General features: G+C 60.7%; 14 protein-coding genes. 7 read left to right on the top strand and 7 right to left on the bottom strand.

The genetic code is table 11. The annotated features are described in order from the left end of the window. Positions 1-655: 655 nt before the first annotated feature. The 7 genes from AC07UR_RS02765 to AC07UR_RS02735 form a co-directional block, all read right to left on the bottom strand. Positions 656-2068 (bottom strand): FGGY-family carbohydrate kinase, encoded by a 1413-nt coding sequence (locus AC07UR_RS02765; protein WP_209787546.1) that lies wholly within the window; start codon positions 2066-2068, stop codon positions 656-658. Positions 2069-2072: 4 nt separating this feature from the next. Next, a complete protein-coding gene (rhaM, locus tag AC07UR_RS02760; RefSeq protein ID WP_173418976.1) occupies positions 2073-2387 on the bottom strand; it encodes an L-rhamnose mutarotase in 315 nt (104 codons plus the stop codon). 7 nt (positions 2388-2394) lie between these two features. After that, entirely contained in the window at positions 2395-3399 is a 1005-nt protein-coding gene (locus AC07UR_RS02755) for an ABC transporter permease (RefSeq protein ID WP_173418975.1), read from the bottom strand. Beyond that, positions 3399-4379, bottom strand: coding sequence for an ABC transporter permease (locus AC07UR_RS02750; protein ID WP_209787548.1), 981 nt, complete (start codon positions 4377-4379; stop codon positions 3399-3401). Before AC07UR_RS02750 ends, AC07UR_RS02755 begins: the two co-directional genes overlap by 1 nt. Continuing rightward, positions 4376-5872 (bottom strand): sugar ABC transporter ATP-binding protein, encoded by a 1497-nt coding sequence (locus AC07UR_RS02745; RefSeq protein WP_209788534.1) that lies wholly within the window; start codon positions 5870-5872, stop codon positions 4376-4378. The genes AC07UR_RS02750 and AC07UR_RS02745 overlap by 4 nt, the downstream gene beginning before the upstream one ends. A 257-nt stretch (positions 5873-6129) precedes the next feature. Further along, a complete protein-coding gene (gene rhaS, locus AC07UR_RS02740; protein ID WP_077504362.1) occupies positions 6130-7119 on the bottom strand; it encodes a rhamnose ABC transporter substrate-binding protein in 990 nt (329 codons plus the stop codon). A 125-nt stretch (positions 7120-7244) separates the two neighbouring features. Continuing rightward, a complete protein-coding gene (locus tag AC07UR_RS02735; RefSeq protein ID WP_209787550.1) occupies positions 7245-8057 on the bottom strand; it encodes a DeoR/GlpR family DNA-binding transcription regulator in 813 nt (270 codons plus the stop codon). 202 nt (positions 8058-8259) lie between these two features. Between AC07UR_RS02735 and AC07UR_RS02730 the strand changes: the two genes are divergently transcribed. The 7 genes from AC07UR_RS02730 to AC07UR_RS02700 all read left to right on the top strand — a co-directional run bounded on the left by AC07UR_RS02730 (position 8260) and on the right by AC07UR_RS02700 (position 15229). Further along, complete coding sequence (locus AC07UR_RS02730; RefSeq protein WP_209787552.1) at positions 8260-10359, top strand: bifunctional rhamnulose-1-phosphate aldolase/short-chain dehydrogenase; 2100 nt, start codon at positions 8260-8262, stop codon at positions 10357-10359. 13 nt (positions 10360-10372) lie between these two features. Continuing rightward, a complete protein-coding gene (rhaI, locus tag AC07UR_RS02725; protein ID WP_209787554.1) occupies positions 10373-11665 on the top strand; it encodes an L-rhamnose catabolism isomerase in 1293 nt (430 codons plus the stop codon). A gap of 378 nt (positions 11666-12043) precedes the next feature. Further along, a complete protein-coding gene (locus tag AC07UR_RS02720; RefSeq protein ID WP_053250496.1) occupies positions 12044-12298 on the top strand; it encodes a GlsB/YeaQ/YmgE family stress response membrane protein in 255 nt (84 codons plus the stop codon). A gap of 77 nt (positions 12299-12375) precedes the next feature. After that, on the top strand, positions 12376-12564 hold the full coding sequence (locus tag AC07UR_RS02715; protein WP_077504366.1) for a hypothetical protein: 189 nt from the start codon (positions 12376-12378) through the stop codon (positions 12562-12564). 94 nt (positions 12565-12658) lie between these two features. Next, positions 12659-13120, top strand: coding sequence for a YbaK/EbsC family protein (locus tag AC07UR_RS02710; RefSeq protein ID WP_173418969.1), 462 nt, complete (start codon positions 12659-12661; stop codon positions 13118-13120). A gap of 121 nt (positions 13121-13241) precedes the next feature. Then, entirely contained in the window at positions 13242-13628 is a 387-nt protein-coding gene (locus AC07UR_RS02705) for a DUF930 domain-containing protein (protein WP_173418968.1), read from the top strand. 758 nt (positions 13629-14386) lie between these two features. After that, positions 14387-15229, top strand: coding sequence for a glycosyltransferase family 2 protein (locus AC07UR_RS02700; protein WP_209787556.1), 843 nt, complete (start codon positions 14387-14389; stop codon positions 15227-15229). The last annotated feature ends 95 nt before the right edge of the window (positions 15230-15324 follow it).

Genomic DNA, 15324 nt, shown 5'->3' with positions numbered 1-15324 from the left:
GCTTGGAATTCACCTGGGGAGGAACAGGACAGTCCACGGTCCACCGGACGTGCACGCCACATCGATGCGATCAGCCTCCGCCATCTGGCGTCTGCTATCGTCCATCCCGCAAGTAAATTCGGTGAAGAATCGATACCGGACCGGAACCGGTACGGCGGGGCGGCATCATGCCTTGAGGAGACTGTGAATTTTCCCATTCCGACGTGTGGGACAATGTTTATGGTTAATTCCTTGCCTGAAGGTTAACGGTTGATAGCCTGTAACCGGAATCACTAAAATTCGCCGGACGTTTTTGGGCAGTGTTTTTGCAACGCAGCAATGCCGCACTATTAGCGGCGAATTTCAACAGGTTTTCACTCACAAGAGTTTAGAATTGTACTTCTACTTGCGCTCGCGTATCGAAGCGAAAGTGAAGTGGGCGCGTGTCGCGCGAAAGAAACCTTTGCAGCAAGCAAAGCGACATCATGACGATGCGCTGACGGGAAACGAACAATGATTGTTCTTGGAATTGGCGCCGCTCTCACAGCAATCCTGACAATGATGGCCGTATCCATCGTGCTCAATCTCGAGCATAACCGTTCGGCAAACCGCAGCTCGGTTTTCTGAGCGGAAGAACGCGCTTCGTCTTGTCGCGAGCGTCTCTCATAGGACGCCGTTACTCTTCCAATATTTCAGGATAGCTGATCGCCTGTGCCATTTTGCAATGGTCTTTCGTGAGCGATCGCCAATCTTCTGCATAGCGCGCAAAGCTCTGAGGCACCGCGCCGTCAAAAGCTTGCACCCCGGTCCGCACGTGGCTGCCGTCGACAAGGCTTGCGGCGCCAAGGCTGGTGCCGGTAACGTTCTGGCTGTCGGCAAGGACCGGACGTCCGGTTGCCGCCTGCAGCATGCGCAGATAGGCGGCGTTTGCGGCAAACGGTCCCTCGACGACAATATCGCCGCGCGCACCGATGAGATCGAGGCAGGTCGCCGTCATTAGAGCCAGATGGAATGAGACGGCGGCGACTTTGCCGGCTGGCGTCAACGTCTCTTCATCCACGGTCCAGCGGGCCTTGGCTGACGGGAAAGGCCCAGAGCCTTCGGGAAGCGAAGGCAAGAGCATGTGCCCGGCCGCAATGATGGCCTGCTCGTCTTCGAACAAGGTGGGCGTCGGATTGTCGCCGAGCAGCAGCGAGAAAGCGCGACCGCCCATGAAGCGCGCCGAGGGAACCGGGTCGCCAAGGGCGTTGACGTTGATTAGCGTGTCGCGATGTTCATCGAGTGTTACCTTGGCGGCGCCCACCGCCAGCATCACGACCCAAGTGCCGGTCGATACGACCGAGAACGGCGCCTTTCGGGTCAAGAGGTGCGGCAACAGCGATGCGTTGGAATCGTGGATGCCGCAATAGACGGGTATGCCCTCGGGAATGCCCGTGGCGGCGCAAAGTTCGGGCAGCAGCGCACCGACGATCTCGTCTGCCCTGCGAACCGGCGCGAACAGTTGGCCCCAACCCTGGCTGTCCACCAGGGTCGAGAAGGTGCCGGCCCTCGGGTTCCAGAGATCGGTGTGGCAACCGAGCGAGGTCAGTTCGTTGACGCGCACACCTGTCAGCCGGAAGGTCCAGTATTGCGCATAGGTCAGGATTGTCGCGACCCGGGCAAAGGCATCGGGAAAGGTCTGCTGCTGCCAGAACAGTTGCGCGCCGACGTTCAGCCCCATCGGCAGCCGGGCGGACCCGGTTTCAGTAAAGGGCGGGCGAACGCGCTCATAGGCTTCCGACAGGATATCCGGCCCACCAAATTCGTAGTCGAGCACGGGCAAGGCAAGTCCGCCGGCTTGGTCGAGAACGACTGCCGTCGCCCCGTGGGTGGTGATCGAGATCGCCTGCAAGGGGTACTCGGCGTTGAGCGCCTTCAAGCTATCGAGCACGAAGGCCCAGAGATGGTCGACATCGAAATGCGGATAGGGATCGCTCCGGACGACACCGTTTGCAGTCTTGCGCACGGCAATCTCTTCGAAACGATCGAGATCAACAGCCGCGACCTTGGCATTGGTTTTGCCGATGTCGATGACGCCCACGATCCGCATCGGCTTAGCTCATGTGAAAGACGGTTTTGAGCGGCACCGCGACCGGCTCGTTATCGCCATGGGTTTCCATGATGTCGGCCATATGGGCCCACCACTTCTGCATGACCGGATGGGACGGCAGATCGGCCATGCCATGATCGTCCGTGCGCCAGAGAACGCCGAAGAGCAGATCGTTCTCCTCGTCGAGATGGATGGAGTAATCCGTGACGCCCGCATCTTTCAGCAGCGTCACCAGTTCCGGCCAGATGGCGTCGTGGCGCGCGGTATATTCGGCGGCCATTCCCGGATTGAGCCGCATGCGAAAGGCGTATTTTTCCATGAAAACCTCAGTGGGCGAGACGGCGGCGGGCGCGGCGCCACAGGATGGGCAGGGCGATCACCGAGATCAACAGCAAACCGATGAAGATCGACATGACGATGCCCGGCACGTTCAAAAGGCCGAACCCGAAGGTGACCATGCCCATGATCAGGGCGGCGAGCACCACCCCCGGAATGGTGCCGGAACCGCCGAGAATGCTGACGCCGCCAAGCACCACCATGGTCACGACCTCCAGTTCCCAGCCAAGCGCGATCGACGGACGGGTGGAGCCGAGGCGCGAGGTCAGGCAGATCGAGGCGAGCCCGGCCATCAGGCCTGTCAGCAGGAACAGCGTGAACTTCACCCTGTTGACGCGGATGCCGGAGAACAGCGCTGCGGTCTGATTGTTGCCGATCGCGTACACGGCGCGGCCGAAATTGGTCTTGTGCAGCACCACGCCGTAGATGACGGCGAGCACGACGAACAGCGTGAACTCGAACGAGAACACCCACCAGACATAACCCTGCCCGAACCAGGCAAAGCTGTCGGGATAGCCTGTGAACGCTTGATCGCCGAGGATGATGAAGGACAGGCCGCGAAACAGGCTCATGGTGCCGATGGTGACGACGATCGACGGCAGGCCGAGGCCGGTGATCAGCAGCCCGTTGACGACACCACAGATCAACCCGACAGACAGGCCGACAATCACCAACGCCGGCGTGTCGAAGCCGAGCTGGACGGCATAACCCATCGCCGTCGAGGCGAGCGCAATGATCGATGCGACCGAAAGGTCAATCTCGCCGGAAATGATCACCAGCGCCATGGCGAAGGCGATCATCGCCTTTTCGGTAAAGTTGAAGGTGGCGTCGGACAGGTTCCACGGATCGAGGAAATAGGGCGAAGCCAGCGAATTGCCGAGGAAGATGAGACACGCGACGACGAGCAGCAGGCTTTCCCAACTCTTCAGCAGGCGCACACCGCGCCCTTCCAGGCGATCGGGAATGTTGCGGGGGGAGAGATGCGTTTCGGCCATCAGACAGCCTCTGCCTTTTTGAGGATGACGCGACCCTTGCGCCGTTCGGCCCGCGCGTTGACGGCAACGGCAATGATGATGACCATGCCGGAGATCGCCATCTGGGCGAAGGGCGAGATGTTGATCACCGGCAGGGCGTTCTTGATGACGCCGAGGAACAGCGCGCCGAGCACTGCGCCCGGCACCGAACCGATGCCGCCGGCAATCGAGATGCCGCCGATGACGCAGGCGGCGATGATGTCGAGCTCAAAGCCGGCAGCGATATCGACATAGGCGACCGCATAACGCGACACCCAGAGGTAGCCGGAAAGGCCGGCCAGCGTGCCGGAGAGGCAATATGCGAAGAAGCGGGTGCGGCCGACATCGATACCGGTATAGACGGCGGCATGCGGATTGCCGCCGACGGCAAAGAAGGCACGCCCGAGCGGGGTGCGGGTCATCACCAGGAACATCGCCGCGACCATCACGACCGACAGCCAGGAGAGCACCGGAATGCCGGCAAGATCAGCGCGTGGAAAGCTCTTGAAGGCATCGCTCATCTGATGGGCATTGATCCACTTGCCGTTGGTCAAGAGGAAGATCAGGCCGCGATAGATGGTGAGCGTGCCGAGCGTGACGACGATCGGCGGAATGTCGAGCTTCCAGACCAGCGCGCCGTTGACCATGCCGAGGACCGCGCCAAGCGCCATCGCCGTGAGGATGATGACCGGGATCGGCAGGCCGGGAAAGGCCGCGTTCAGCATCGCCGCGACCATACCGGAAAGGGCCAGGTTTGCCGCCATCGAAAGGTCGATGCAGCGCGTCAGAATGACGGCCATCTGGCCGAGCGCCAGGATGATCAGGATCGAGGTGTCGTTATAGACACGCGCCAGATTGGCGGGCGCGACGAAAGGTGGGAAGCGCCAGGCGATCAGGGCGATCAACACCAGGATCGCGCCGACGAGGAGCAGTTCACGGTTTTTCAGAAGCTTGGACATCATGCGGCCTCCGTGATGCCGGCGGCCGCGCGCACCAGCTTTTCCGCCGACAGCTCGCTGCGCTCGAAGCGGCCGGCGATGCGACCCTCGCGCATGACGATGACGCGATCCGACATGCCCATGATCTCGGGAATTTCCGATGAGACCATGATGACGCTGAGGCCTTGGGCCGCAAGTTCGCTCATGAAGGCGTGCACGGCGGCCTTCGAGCCGATGTCGATGCCCTTGGTCGGCTCGTCCAGGATGATCACCTTCGGCTTCGTTGCCAGCCATTTGGCGATGACCACCTTCTGCTGGTTGCCTCCCGAAAGCGTGCCGACATCCTGGTCAAGCGACGCTGCGCGCAGATCGAGCCTCGAGGTATATTCCCGTGCAAGCGCGAACTCGTTGGCAAGCTTCAGGAAGCCGGAGCGTGAGGTGCGAGACAAGGACGGCAGCGTCACATTCTGGAAGATAGGAAGGCCGATGATCGCGCCCTGTCGGCCGCGCTCCTCCGGCACATAGACGATGCCGCTCCTGATCGCCTCCGACGGGCTGCGGATCACCAGGATCTCGCCGTCGAGCCTGATGGCGCCCGCCGACGGGCGGGTGATGCCGATCAGCGACTGCATGAATTCGGAACGGCCGGCACCGACCAGCCCGTAGAAACCGAGGATCTCGCCGCGCCGCAGTTCAAAGTTGATGTCCTCGAATTCGGTCGGGTGGCGGTAGCCGGAGACCGTCAGCACTGGTTCGCCGATAGCGACATTCTCCTTCGGATAGACCGAGCCGACGGCGCGGCCGACCATCATGCGCACGAGGTCGTCCTGGGCGACGTCGGCGATAAGCCCCTCGCCCACCATCGTTCCGTCGCGAAACACGGTGTAGCGATCGGCGATGCGGAAGATCTCGTCGAACTTGTGGCTGATGAACAGGATCGCCTTGCCGTCCGCCTTCAGCCGTTCGACCAGCGCATAGAGCTCGTGAATTTCCTTGTGCGACAGCGCCGCCGTCGGCTCGTCCATGATCACGACGCGGGCGTCGACCGAGAGCGCCCGGGCGATGGCCACCAGATGTTTCTTGGCGATGCCGAGATCGCGCAGGCGGATGGTCGGATCGAAATCGGCACCGGCGCGATGCAGCAGCGCGCGCGCATCCGCATTCAGCTTCTTCCAGTCGATCAGGCCGAAACGGTTGCGCGGGGCGTGGCCGAGGAAGATGTTTTCGGCAACAGACAACTCGTCGAACAGCACCGTTTCCTGGTGAATGGCGGTGACGCCGGCGCGTGCGGCCGAAAGCGCTGTCGGGAACGTCGTTTCCGTATCGGCGACACGGATGCTGCCGCCATCAGGCTGGTAGATCCCTGTCAGGATCTTGACGAGGGTCGACTTGCCAGCGCCGTTCTCGCCGACGAGCGCCGTGACCGAGCCCGGGTAAAGCGACAGCGAAACATCGGACAATGCCTTGACGCCGGGAAAGGACTTGGAAATCCCCTCGAGCGCGATGGCGGGTTTCATCCGCGATGTGGTCGTATCCTGCAGCAAGTTCAGTTCCGCCTGATTTGTGTGCCTCACACCGAGCGCACCGCAGTCTGAAAATGGCCCCTCACCCCAACCCTCTCCCCGCTCGCGGGGAGAGGGTGTCCGTTGGGAACCAGCCACTCACTGGTGGCAGGGGGACGGGCGAGTATGCCGCTTGTCCCTTCTCCCCGTAAGCGGGGAGAAGGTGCCGGCAGGCGGATGAGGGGCGGATGCGATCAAACGCCCCTCGCCGATCAGAAGATCTTGGCGAACTCTTCGACGTTCGAGGCGTCGTAGACGAACGGGTCGGCCATGGCGCCTTCATTGTTGTCGTCGAGCTTGACGGCGCCCATTCGGCCCATTTTCAGTTCCGCACCCGGCTTGGCTTCCGCACCGTTGATGAGATCATTGGCGATCATCGTTGCGGAGTAGCCGAGATCGATCGGGTTCCAGATCGCGAAGGACTTGGATGCGCCCGACTTCACGTGGCCGGCCATTTCCGAGGGAAGGCCAAGGCCGGTGACGTTGATCTGGCCAACCTTGCCAGCGTCGGTGACAGCTTGCGCCGCGGCGACGATACCGACAGAGGTCGGCGCGATAATCGCCTTCAGGTTCGGATAGGACTGAATGAGCCCTTGCGTTTCACGATAGGACTTGTCGGCCAGATCATCACCGTAGACGGTCGCAACGACATTGATGCCCTTGTAGTTGCCCTGAACCTTCTTCATTTCCTCGATCCAGACGTTCTGGTTGGTCGAGGTCGCGGTTGCCGAGAGCACGGCGACATCGCCACCTTCCGGCAGATTGTCGGCGGCGAGCTTGATGATCATGTTGCCGATCAGCGGGCTCGAAGACGGGTTGAGGTGCATCAGGCGGCCGTCCTTGGCGACGCCCGAATCCCAGGAGATGACCTTGATGCCGCGATCCATCGCCTTCTTCAGCGCCGGAACCAGCGCGTCGGTGTCGTTGGCGGAAACGGCGATGGCATCGACCTTCTGGGCGATCAGCGAGTTGATCACTTCGATCTGGCCTTCGGCGGTCGTCGTCGTCGGGCCGGTGTAGATCACCTCGACATTGCCCAGTTCCTTGGCGGCTTCCTGCGCGCCCTTGTTGGCGGCCTCGAAGAATCCGATGCCGAGCGCCTTGACGACGAGCGCGATCTTCTTGTTTTCCGCATGCGCGGCATTGGCCATCAACGCCAGCGAAACGGCGGCCGTGACCATCAATGATTTCAGGATCTTCATTTCGACTCCTCCCATGGACCGGAACGCGATCGGGATGACCGCATCGTCCGGTACTGACCTTCTCCAATTCAAAACCGGCCCGGCCTTTTGCAACCGATACCGGTCTTCCCCTCCCCTCGGCCGTCTCAAGCGGTCGAGGACGCAGTCTCCGCATCCGTACCGGTCCTGGCACTGGCGATTACCAGGCGCACGCCGGCATTTTCGAGCATCGCGGCATGCCTGTCCTCGATGCCCGAATCCGTGATCACAGTGGCGATCCGCTTCAACCCGCACAGGATGAGGCTGGAGCGCTTGTGGAATTTCGAGGAGTCGACCAGCACGACGAGTTCGTCGGCCTGATCGATCAGCTTCTGTTCGGCCTGGATCAGCAGCGGATCCGCTTCCATCAGGCCGAGCGGACCGAGCCCCTGGGCGCCCATGAACATGCGGCGCGCATAGAAATTGCGCGTCACGTCATTGTCGAAGGGGCTCAGGATGATGTTCTGCTCGCGGTAGATCGTGCCGCCCGACAGCATCACCGTGTTCTTCGAATGCTTGAGCAGATGCTCGGCGATCGGAAACGAGTTGGTGAAGACCTGCATCCGGCGATTGGTCAGAAAGTGCACCATCTGGAAGGTGGTCGTGCCGCCATTGATGATGATCGGCTCGCCGTCTTCACAGAGCGCCACAGCTTCCTTGGCGATCGCCTGCTTCTCCCGTGCATGCAGGCTCTCATTGACCTTAAAGGGGCGGCCAGCCAGCCCGACGAATTGCGGCGGATTGATCGCTTCGGCCCCGCCGCGCACGCGTCGCAGTCGCTTCTGGACATGGAGTGCTGCGATATCGCGCCGGATCGTCGCCTCGGAACTGTCGGTCAAGTCGACCAGTTCCGGCACCGTGACGACGGGCTTTTCCTGAACCGCCGACAGAATGATCCGATGTCTTTCTTTCTCGTGCATCCGCTCCTCCGATAATGTGCATGCTTCCATCACGACCAAACATTGTCAATCACAATCAATCATATTTTTTCATTGTGCAGTGCGATATGCGCGAATTTGATCGTTTTTGATTGACAACGACTTTCGACCCATGTGATCTGATGCCAACCACATCTCCACGCGGCCGCCAAGCTGCGAGGCAACGGACCGGGAGGAATTCGAGATGCTCGACAAGCAGCAGGGCGCGGGACTTGCAAACCTTTGGGATGATGCGAAGGCTGCGGGCATGAGCGAGCCAGAGCGTCTGCTCTATCGCTCGAACCTGCTCGGCTCCGACACGCGCATCACCAATTACGGCGGCGGCAACACCTCGGCCAAGGTGATGGAAAAGGATCCGCTGAGCGGAGAAATGGTCGAGGTTCTCTGGGTCAAGGGCTCCGGCGGCGACGTCGGCACGATCAAGCTGGACGGCTTCGCCACGCTCTACATGGACAAGCTCAATGCACTGAAGGGCATCTATCGCGGCGTCGCGTTCGAAGACGAGATGGTCGGCTATCTCCCCCACTGCACCTTCGATCTCAACCCGCGTGCGGCCTCGATCGACACGCCACTGCACGCCTATGTGCCGAAAAAACATGTCGACCACATGCATCCCGACGCCATCATCGCGATTGCGGCGAGCAAGGACAGTCAAAACCTGACCGACAACCTGTTCGGCGGCGAGATCGGCTGGTTGCCCTGGAAGCGGCCCGGTTTCGAGCTCGGTCTGTGGCTTAGCGATTTCTGCGCCAAGAACCCGCAGGCGCGCGGCGTCATCCTTGAAAGCCACGGCCTGTTCACCTGGGGCGACACGGCAAAAGAGGCCTATGAGACGACGATCGAGATCATCAATGTCGCGATCGGTTGGTTCGAGGAATACAATGTCGGCGCAGCCTTTGGCGGCGCCATCAAGCCGACGCTAGAGGCGGCCGAGCGAGCGGCAATCGCCAAACGCCTGATGCCGGTAATCCGCGGCCTTATCAGCACCGACGAGAAGAAAGTCGGCCATTTTGACGATAGCCAGGCCGTGCTCGATTTTGTTGCCGCGCGCGACCTGAAGCCGCTGGCAGCGCTCGGCACCAGTTGCCCGGACCATTTCCTGCGCACCAAGATCCGGCCGTTGGTCGTCGACTTCGATCCGGCAAACCCGGATGTCGACACGACGCTGGCCGGGCTGCCTGATGCGATCAACGCCTATCGCGCCGACTACGCCGCGTATTACGAACGCTGCAAGCACGCAGACAGCCCTGCCATGCGCGATCCGAACGCGGTCGTCTATCTCGTGCCCGGTGTCGGCATGATCACCTTTGCCAAGGACAAGGCGACGGCCCGCATCTCCGGCGAGTTCTACGTCAACGCCATCAATGTCATGCGCGGCGCCTCCGGGGTTTCGACCTATGTCGGCCTGCCGGAGCAGGAGGCCTTTGACATCGAGTACTGGCTGCTCGAGGAGGCCAAGCTCCAGCGCATGCCGAAGCCGAAGAGCCTCGCAGGCCGCATCGCGCTGGTCACCGGCGGCGCCGGCGGCATCGGCAAGGCGACGGCCCACCGACTGATGCAGGAAGGTGCATGCGTCGTCATCGCGGACATCGACGAGACGGCGCTGGCTGCTGCCGAAAGCGAGCTTGCGGGCCGCCATGGCAAGGATTTCGTGCGTTCAATCAGCATGAACGTGACCAGCGAAGCGGCCGTCGAAGCCGGCTTCGGCGACACGTTGCTTGCCTTCGGCGGCCTCGACATCCTGGTCTCCAACGCCGGCCTTGCCTCCTCCGCCACCATCGAGGACACGACGCTGGCGCTCTGGACCAAGAACATGGACATTCTCGCGACGGGCTATTTCCTCGTTTCGCGTGAAGCCTTCCGCGTCTTCCGCAACCAGAAGGCGGGCGGCAACGTCGTCTTCGTCGCCTCGAAGAACGGCCTTGCCGCCTCGCCCGGCGCATCGGCCTATTGCACGGCCAAGGCGGCCGAAATCCATCTCGCTCGCTGCCTGGCGCTCGAAGGCGCGTCTGCCCAGATCCGCGTCAACGTCGTCAACCCGGACGCCGTGTTGCGCGGCTCTAAAATCTGGACCGGCGAGTGGAAGGAGCAGCGCGCCGCCGCCTACAAGATGGATGTCGACGACCTTGAGGCGCACTACCGCGAACGCTCGATGCTGAAGCTCAGCGTGTTCCCGGAGGATATCGCCGATGCGATCTACTTCCTCGCCTCCGACATGTCGGCGAAATCGACCGGCAACATCGTCAACGTCGACGCGGGCAACGCCCAGTCGTTCACCCGCTGAGCCGGAGATTTTGATGAATACCATGATCGGCAAGACCGTCGTCGAAGCGGAAAACCAACGGCGCGAGGCGGCTCTTCGCGAGGATTATGCCAGCCTTGGCGAAAGACTGGCCCGCCGCGGCGTCGACATAGACGCCATCAAGCGCAAGGTCGCAGCCTATGGCGTCGCCGTGCCTTCCTGGGGCGTGGGCACCGGCGGCACACGTTTCGCCCGCTTTCCCGGCAAGGGCGAGCCGCGCAACATTTTCGACAAGCTCGAAGATTGCGCCGTCATCCAGCAGTTGACCCGGGCAACGCCCAACGTCTCGCTGCACATCCCTTGGGACAAGGTCAGCGACATCTCCGAACTGAAGCAGAAGGGCGCCGCCCTCGGCCTCGGCTTCGACGCGATGAACTCCAACACTTTTTCGGACGCACCCGGACAGGCGCATTCCTACAAGTACGGTTCGCTGTCGCACAGCGACGCGGCCACGCGCGCCCAGGCAGTCGCGCACAATCTCGAATGCATCGACATCGGCCGGCAGCTCGGCTCGAAGGCACTGACCGTCTGGGTCGGCGACGGCTCCAACTTTCCCGGTCAGAGCAACTTCACCAAGTCGTTCGAGCGTTACCTCGATGCGATGAAATCAGTGTACGCCGCACTTCCCGAGGACTGGCGCGTCTTTACCGAACACAAGATGTTCGAGCCGGCCTTCTATTCGACTGTCGTCCAGGACTGGGGCACCAACTACCTGATTGCCCAGGAACTCGGCCCCAAGGCATTTTGCCTTGTCGACCTCGGCCACCACGCACCCAACGTCAATATCGAGATGATCGTCGCCCGGCTGATCCAGTTCAAGAAACTCGGCGGCTTCCACTTCAACGATTCGAAATATGGTGACGACGACCTCGATACCGGCTCAATCGACCCCTATCGCCTGTTTCTCGTCTTCAACGAACTCGCCGATGCGGAGGCGCTTGGCGCGGAAGGGTTTGAGCCGGCTCACATGCTCGACCAGAGCCACAATGTCACCGATCCGATCGAAAGCCTGATGACCAGCGCGATGGAGGTCTGCCGCGCCTATGCGCAGGCGCTCCTCGTCGACCGCGCGGCACTCGACGGTTTCCAGCAGGACAACGACGCGCTGATGGCAACGGAAACGCTGAAGGCAGCGTTTCGCACCGACGTCGAACCAATCCTCGCGATGGCACGCCTCGAAGGCGGTGGGGCGATAGCACCGGTTGCGACCTATCGGGCGAGCGGCTACCGCGCCAGGGTGGCCGGTGAGCGACCGGCCGTCGCCGGCGGTGGCGGCGGCATCGTCTGATACGCTCTCGGCCGCATCTCAAAAGCAACATGCAGAGCAACGACCGCTGCTCTGCATGTTTTCGTTATATCCGCGCTTCCATGCATCGGCATCGACCACAGACAAGCGTCATACGGCGCGTGTGACGGCATCCATTGAGCGCCCATTTCGACGCGTGGCATTGGATTGCCTGAAACAAATCTCCGTATTCATCCAAAAAATCGCCGCGCGATGAAATTGCCCCCTATCTGATTTGAAATCCTGGTCTATCTTTCCCTCTACAGCACCGCGCGTCCTGCGGCCGCACAAAGGTCGCTGTAGCACTTTGAATGCTGCATGTTTTATCCGCAAACCGGCTAGACGAAACATGCAGGAGGTCCAACGCAAAGGGAACCATTCATGGGTATCGAAAGCATTCTCGTATTCCTGATTGTCGGTGCGATCGCCGGCTGGCTTGCCGGCCTGATCGTCAAGGGATTCGGCTTCGGCCTGATCGGCAACATGGTCGTAGGCATCATCGGCGCCTTCATCGCCGGCTTCCTCTTTCCCGCCATCGGCATCAGCCTTGGAACGGGCGTGCTTTCCGCGATCCTGCACGCGACGATCGGCGCGGTCATCCTCCTGGTGCTGATCCGCATCGTCAAACAGGCGTGACGACATAGCGCCACGCATCCAAGTCGGACGGCTCGCCACCCGGCGGGCCGTGCCGAGACCAACGGAAGGAAGACATCATGAGCGAGCTCCACACCGACAACATCGAGACGGCGCTGAAGGCGTTCATGGCCGATCATCCCGGCAAGCTGACGCGCGAGCAGGCAATCGCGGCGATCCTCGAAAACTGGTTCACCACCCATGGCTACCTGCCGACACAGCAGGAAGGCACGCGCCCCGAAAACCTTGACGCCTCCAACGACGATTGAGACAGCCTCGCCGTCGGCAGCGCTGCCGCGGCCTGAAGGCGTTCGTCCGCTCTTTTGCCATCCCCAAACCATTGCCAGAGCCTGAAGTCCCATCATGAGCCTTACCTCCGTCAAACAGTTCTTCTCCGAGCGCGCGCCGGATATCGACGTCATCGAACTCGAACAGAGCACGGCCACCGTGGCGCTGGCCGCCGAAGGACACGGCGTCGAACCCGCCCAGATCGCCAAGACGCTCGCACTTCGCGTCGGCGACGACGTGATCCTGATCGTGACCCGCGGCGATGCGCGGCTCGACAACAAGAAATACAAGGCCCGCTTCGGCACCAAGGCCCGCATGCTCGGCTTCGACGAAGTCGAGGCGGAGACCGGGCATCCGGTCGGCGGCGTCTGCCCCTTCGGCCTTGCCAAGCCCCACAGCATCTATTGCGACCTGTCGCTCAAGGCCTACGACATCGTCGTTCCAGCCGCCGGCGCCACCAATGCGGCCGTCCATATCAATCCGCAGCGCATCGTCGAATTGACCGGCGCCGAATGGATCGATGTTTCCGAAACGTGATCCACCTTTCGGAAACGTGGTCCGTGCCTTGGTATGGCCACAAAGCTTACCTGAAACCGACGTTGCGCCACGGCGGTGATTTGCCGCGGCCGCCCCTTGCACAATCAGGAAACCGTCCAGCATGAAGACAGTCGCGTACCCGCTCATCTTCGCCGCCACATTTTCCCCGGCCTTGGCGATGGATCAGTCCCTTGTGCGCCAGTTCGAAAAGCTCGACCCGCAGACCCGGCTGGAGCAGCGCTGCGACACCGAGGCGATGGAGCGCATCAACGCCGACAAGTCGACCTTCAAGCCGGACAAGGTGATCGCCTACACCTTCGCCGAACCGGTCATGAAAGAAGACAAGATGAAGGCGCCGGGCGCGGTGTTCCGCAGCAAGGGCGAATGGTACAAGCTGAAGTTCAAGTGCCTGACCGACGCCGAGCACCTGGATATCCTGTCCTTCGAATACAAGATCGGCGAACTCGTGCCTCGCGACAGCTGGGACGAGTTTTATCTCTATCCCTGACGGGCCTGGCGCCAGGTACGGCCTGTGGATCGCATCTGGTTAAAAGGCGGAATATTCAACCTTTCAAGCTGCGATCGCAGACTAAGGGCTTTTGAAGAGACGCAGCGCTGCATGAGGCGCAGACATGAAGGCAGAACCTGCCTTCTCGCAGCAGCATGTCGTTTCGTGCAAAAATGTTCAGCGTTTTCGCGATAGCGGTACCGCGAAGGAACGAAAGCTTGAAGCGCGGGCCCTTATGATCGCGACGCGCTTTACAGAACAGCCATCAGAAACAGCAGCGAACCGAGCGACAGCGCTGCCATGATGCTCATCAGCATTTTCATCATGTGATCTGCCATTTCGTACATCCTTGCCTCTACTCCCTCAGGAATGAACGAATGCGTCTGCTTTTGGGGCGCGGCATGCCTGAAACGACCCAGGCTTGAAACGTCCGACTGGCATGATCCCATCGGATCCGTGCACAATCTGCTATCAATGAACGAGGTTGAGCCGACATGGTTAACAATTGGTTAACAAGATCTCCCCGACGCTTGGTGATACGCCGCCCACGGCGGGTAAGAAGAAAGAACTTGGCCATCCTCCAAGACGATGTTCGAACCGGCGGTCGGAGATGACCAGAAAACCCTCAGCTTCGCTTTAAACCCGAACGCTAGGTTCGATCTCGTTCCTCTACGGATTTCCAAATGCTTCTTTAAAGGGAAAGTCATCTCTGCCATAAGAGCGCGAGGAACGCACGCGTGCGTGGTGTGGAGGTTAGAATGCCCGAAATTAGTATCGGCTTGGCTGTTTATAATGGAGGACATCACCTCCGACTGGCCATCGACTCGATATTAAAGCAGAGCTTTGCTGATTTTGAGATCATCATCTCCGACAACGCATCCACCGATGAAACAGAAGAGATTTGCCGGGAGTTTGCGAACTGCGACAGCAGGATAAAATACTTCAGGCAGACGAAGAACATTGGCGCCGTCAATAACTTCCGCTTTGTACACGCGCAGGCAACCGCACCATTGTTCAAGTGGGCAGCTCATGATGACTGGATCGATCCGGATTGGCTGTCTGTTCTGGTGCCTGTCGCAAAAGACCAGCGCGCTATTGTTTTCGGCCAGCTGCAAATGGTGACTTACGACGGTCAGAACATGACGCATCAGGCCAATGGGCGGGAGCTGCAGTATGTGGGGCCGGCGTGGTCGCGACAACTGGCATATGCTATCGAGCCCGCGAACCTTGGAAAGGCGAATGTCATCTACGGCATCTTCCCGACGGACGCGATTACTGAGGAGAGCCTCAGAGTTTTCTCAACCTACGGCGCACCTGGCGATGTGATGATGATGACCGAGTGCCTCGGCCGTCTCCCAATCGTTTGCGGCGGCCACAGTCGCCTGTTCAAAAGGGCTGCACCTCCGCGTCTGCCCGGTGCGGTGAAGGAGAAACGGGCATCCATCTTCGAGCGCACCATGTTGCGCCAATTCCTATCACTCGGTCCGGCATCGTTTCGGATCGGCTACCTGCTGCTCTATCCGATTGCGCTGGGACGTATGAAATATGGGCGCAAGCTTCGCCGACTTGGCGCTCGACTGCTCGGTAGATCGCTGGCCTGAAACACCCAGCTCCAAATGAGCTGGAAAGGGGCCTGTCAATGCCAACTCAGGACTGGCGCTCGTCGACTGCCTTGGCTGAAAAGCTCCATCGAGCG

The organism is Ensifer sp. GW821-FHT05G01 (assembly GCF_059419585.1).
This window is presented reverse-complemented; position numbering and strand designations above follow the sequence as displayed.

Bases quoted from the DNA above. Each gene is read 5' to 3' on its own strand.
- AC07UR_RS02715 (WP_077504366.1), top strand. From the start codon at position 12,376: ATGAGCGAGCTCCACACCGACAACATCGAGACGGCGCTGAAGGCGTTC.
- AC07UR_RS02705 (WP_173418968.1), top strand. From the start codon at position 13,242: ATGAAGACAGTCGCGTACCCGCTCATCTTCGCCGCCACATTTTCCCCG.
- AC07UR_RS02765 (WP_209787546.1), bottom strand. From the start codon at position 2,068: ATGCGGATCGTGGGCGTCATCGACATCGGCAAAACCAATGCCAAGGTC.
- rhaS (WP_077504362.1), bottom strand. From the start codon at position 7,119: ATGAAGATCCTGAAATCATTGATGGTCACGGCCGCCGTTTCGCTGGCG.
- rhaM (WP_173418976.1), bottom strand. From the start codon at position 2,387: ATGGAAAAATACGCCTTTCGCATGCGGCTCAATCCGGGAATGGCCGCC.
- AC07UR_RS02730 (WP_209787552.1), top strand. From the start codon at position 8,260: ATGCTCGACAAGCAGCAGGGCGCGGGACTTGCAAACCTTTGGGATGAT.
- AC07UR_RS02735 (WP_209787550.1), bottom strand. From the start codon at position 8,057: ATGCACGAGAAAGAAAGACATCGGATCATTCTGTCGGCGGTTCAGGAA.
- AC07UR_RS02700 (WP_209787556.1), top strand. From the start codon at position 14,387: ATGCCCGAAATTAGTATCGGCTTGGCTGTTTATAATGGAGGACATCAC.
- AC07UR_RS02745 (WP_209788534.1), bottom strand. From the start codon at position 5,872: ATGAAACCCGCCATCGCGCTCGAGGGGATTTCCAAGTCCTTTCCCGGC.
- AC07UR_RS02750 (WP_209787548.1), bottom strand. From the start codon at position 4,379: ATGATGTCCAAGCTTCTGAAAAACCGTGAACTGCTCCTCGTCGGCGCG.
- AC07UR_RS02720 (WP_053250496.1), top strand. From the start codon at position 12,044: ATGGGTATCGAAAGCATTCTCGTATTCCTGATTGTCGGTGCGATCGCC.
- AC07UR_RS02710 (WP_173418969.1), top strand. From the start codon at position 12,659: ATGAGCCTTACCTCCGTCAAACAGTTCTTCTCCGAGCGCGCGCCGGAT.
- AC07UR_RS02755 (WP_173418975.1), bottom strand. From the start codon at position 3,399: ATGGCCGAAACGCATCTCTCCCCCCGCAACATTCCCGATCGCCTGGAA.
- rhaI (WP_209787554.1), top strand. From the start codon at position 10,373: ATGAATACCATGATCGGCAAGACCGTCGTCGAAGCGGAAAACCAACGG.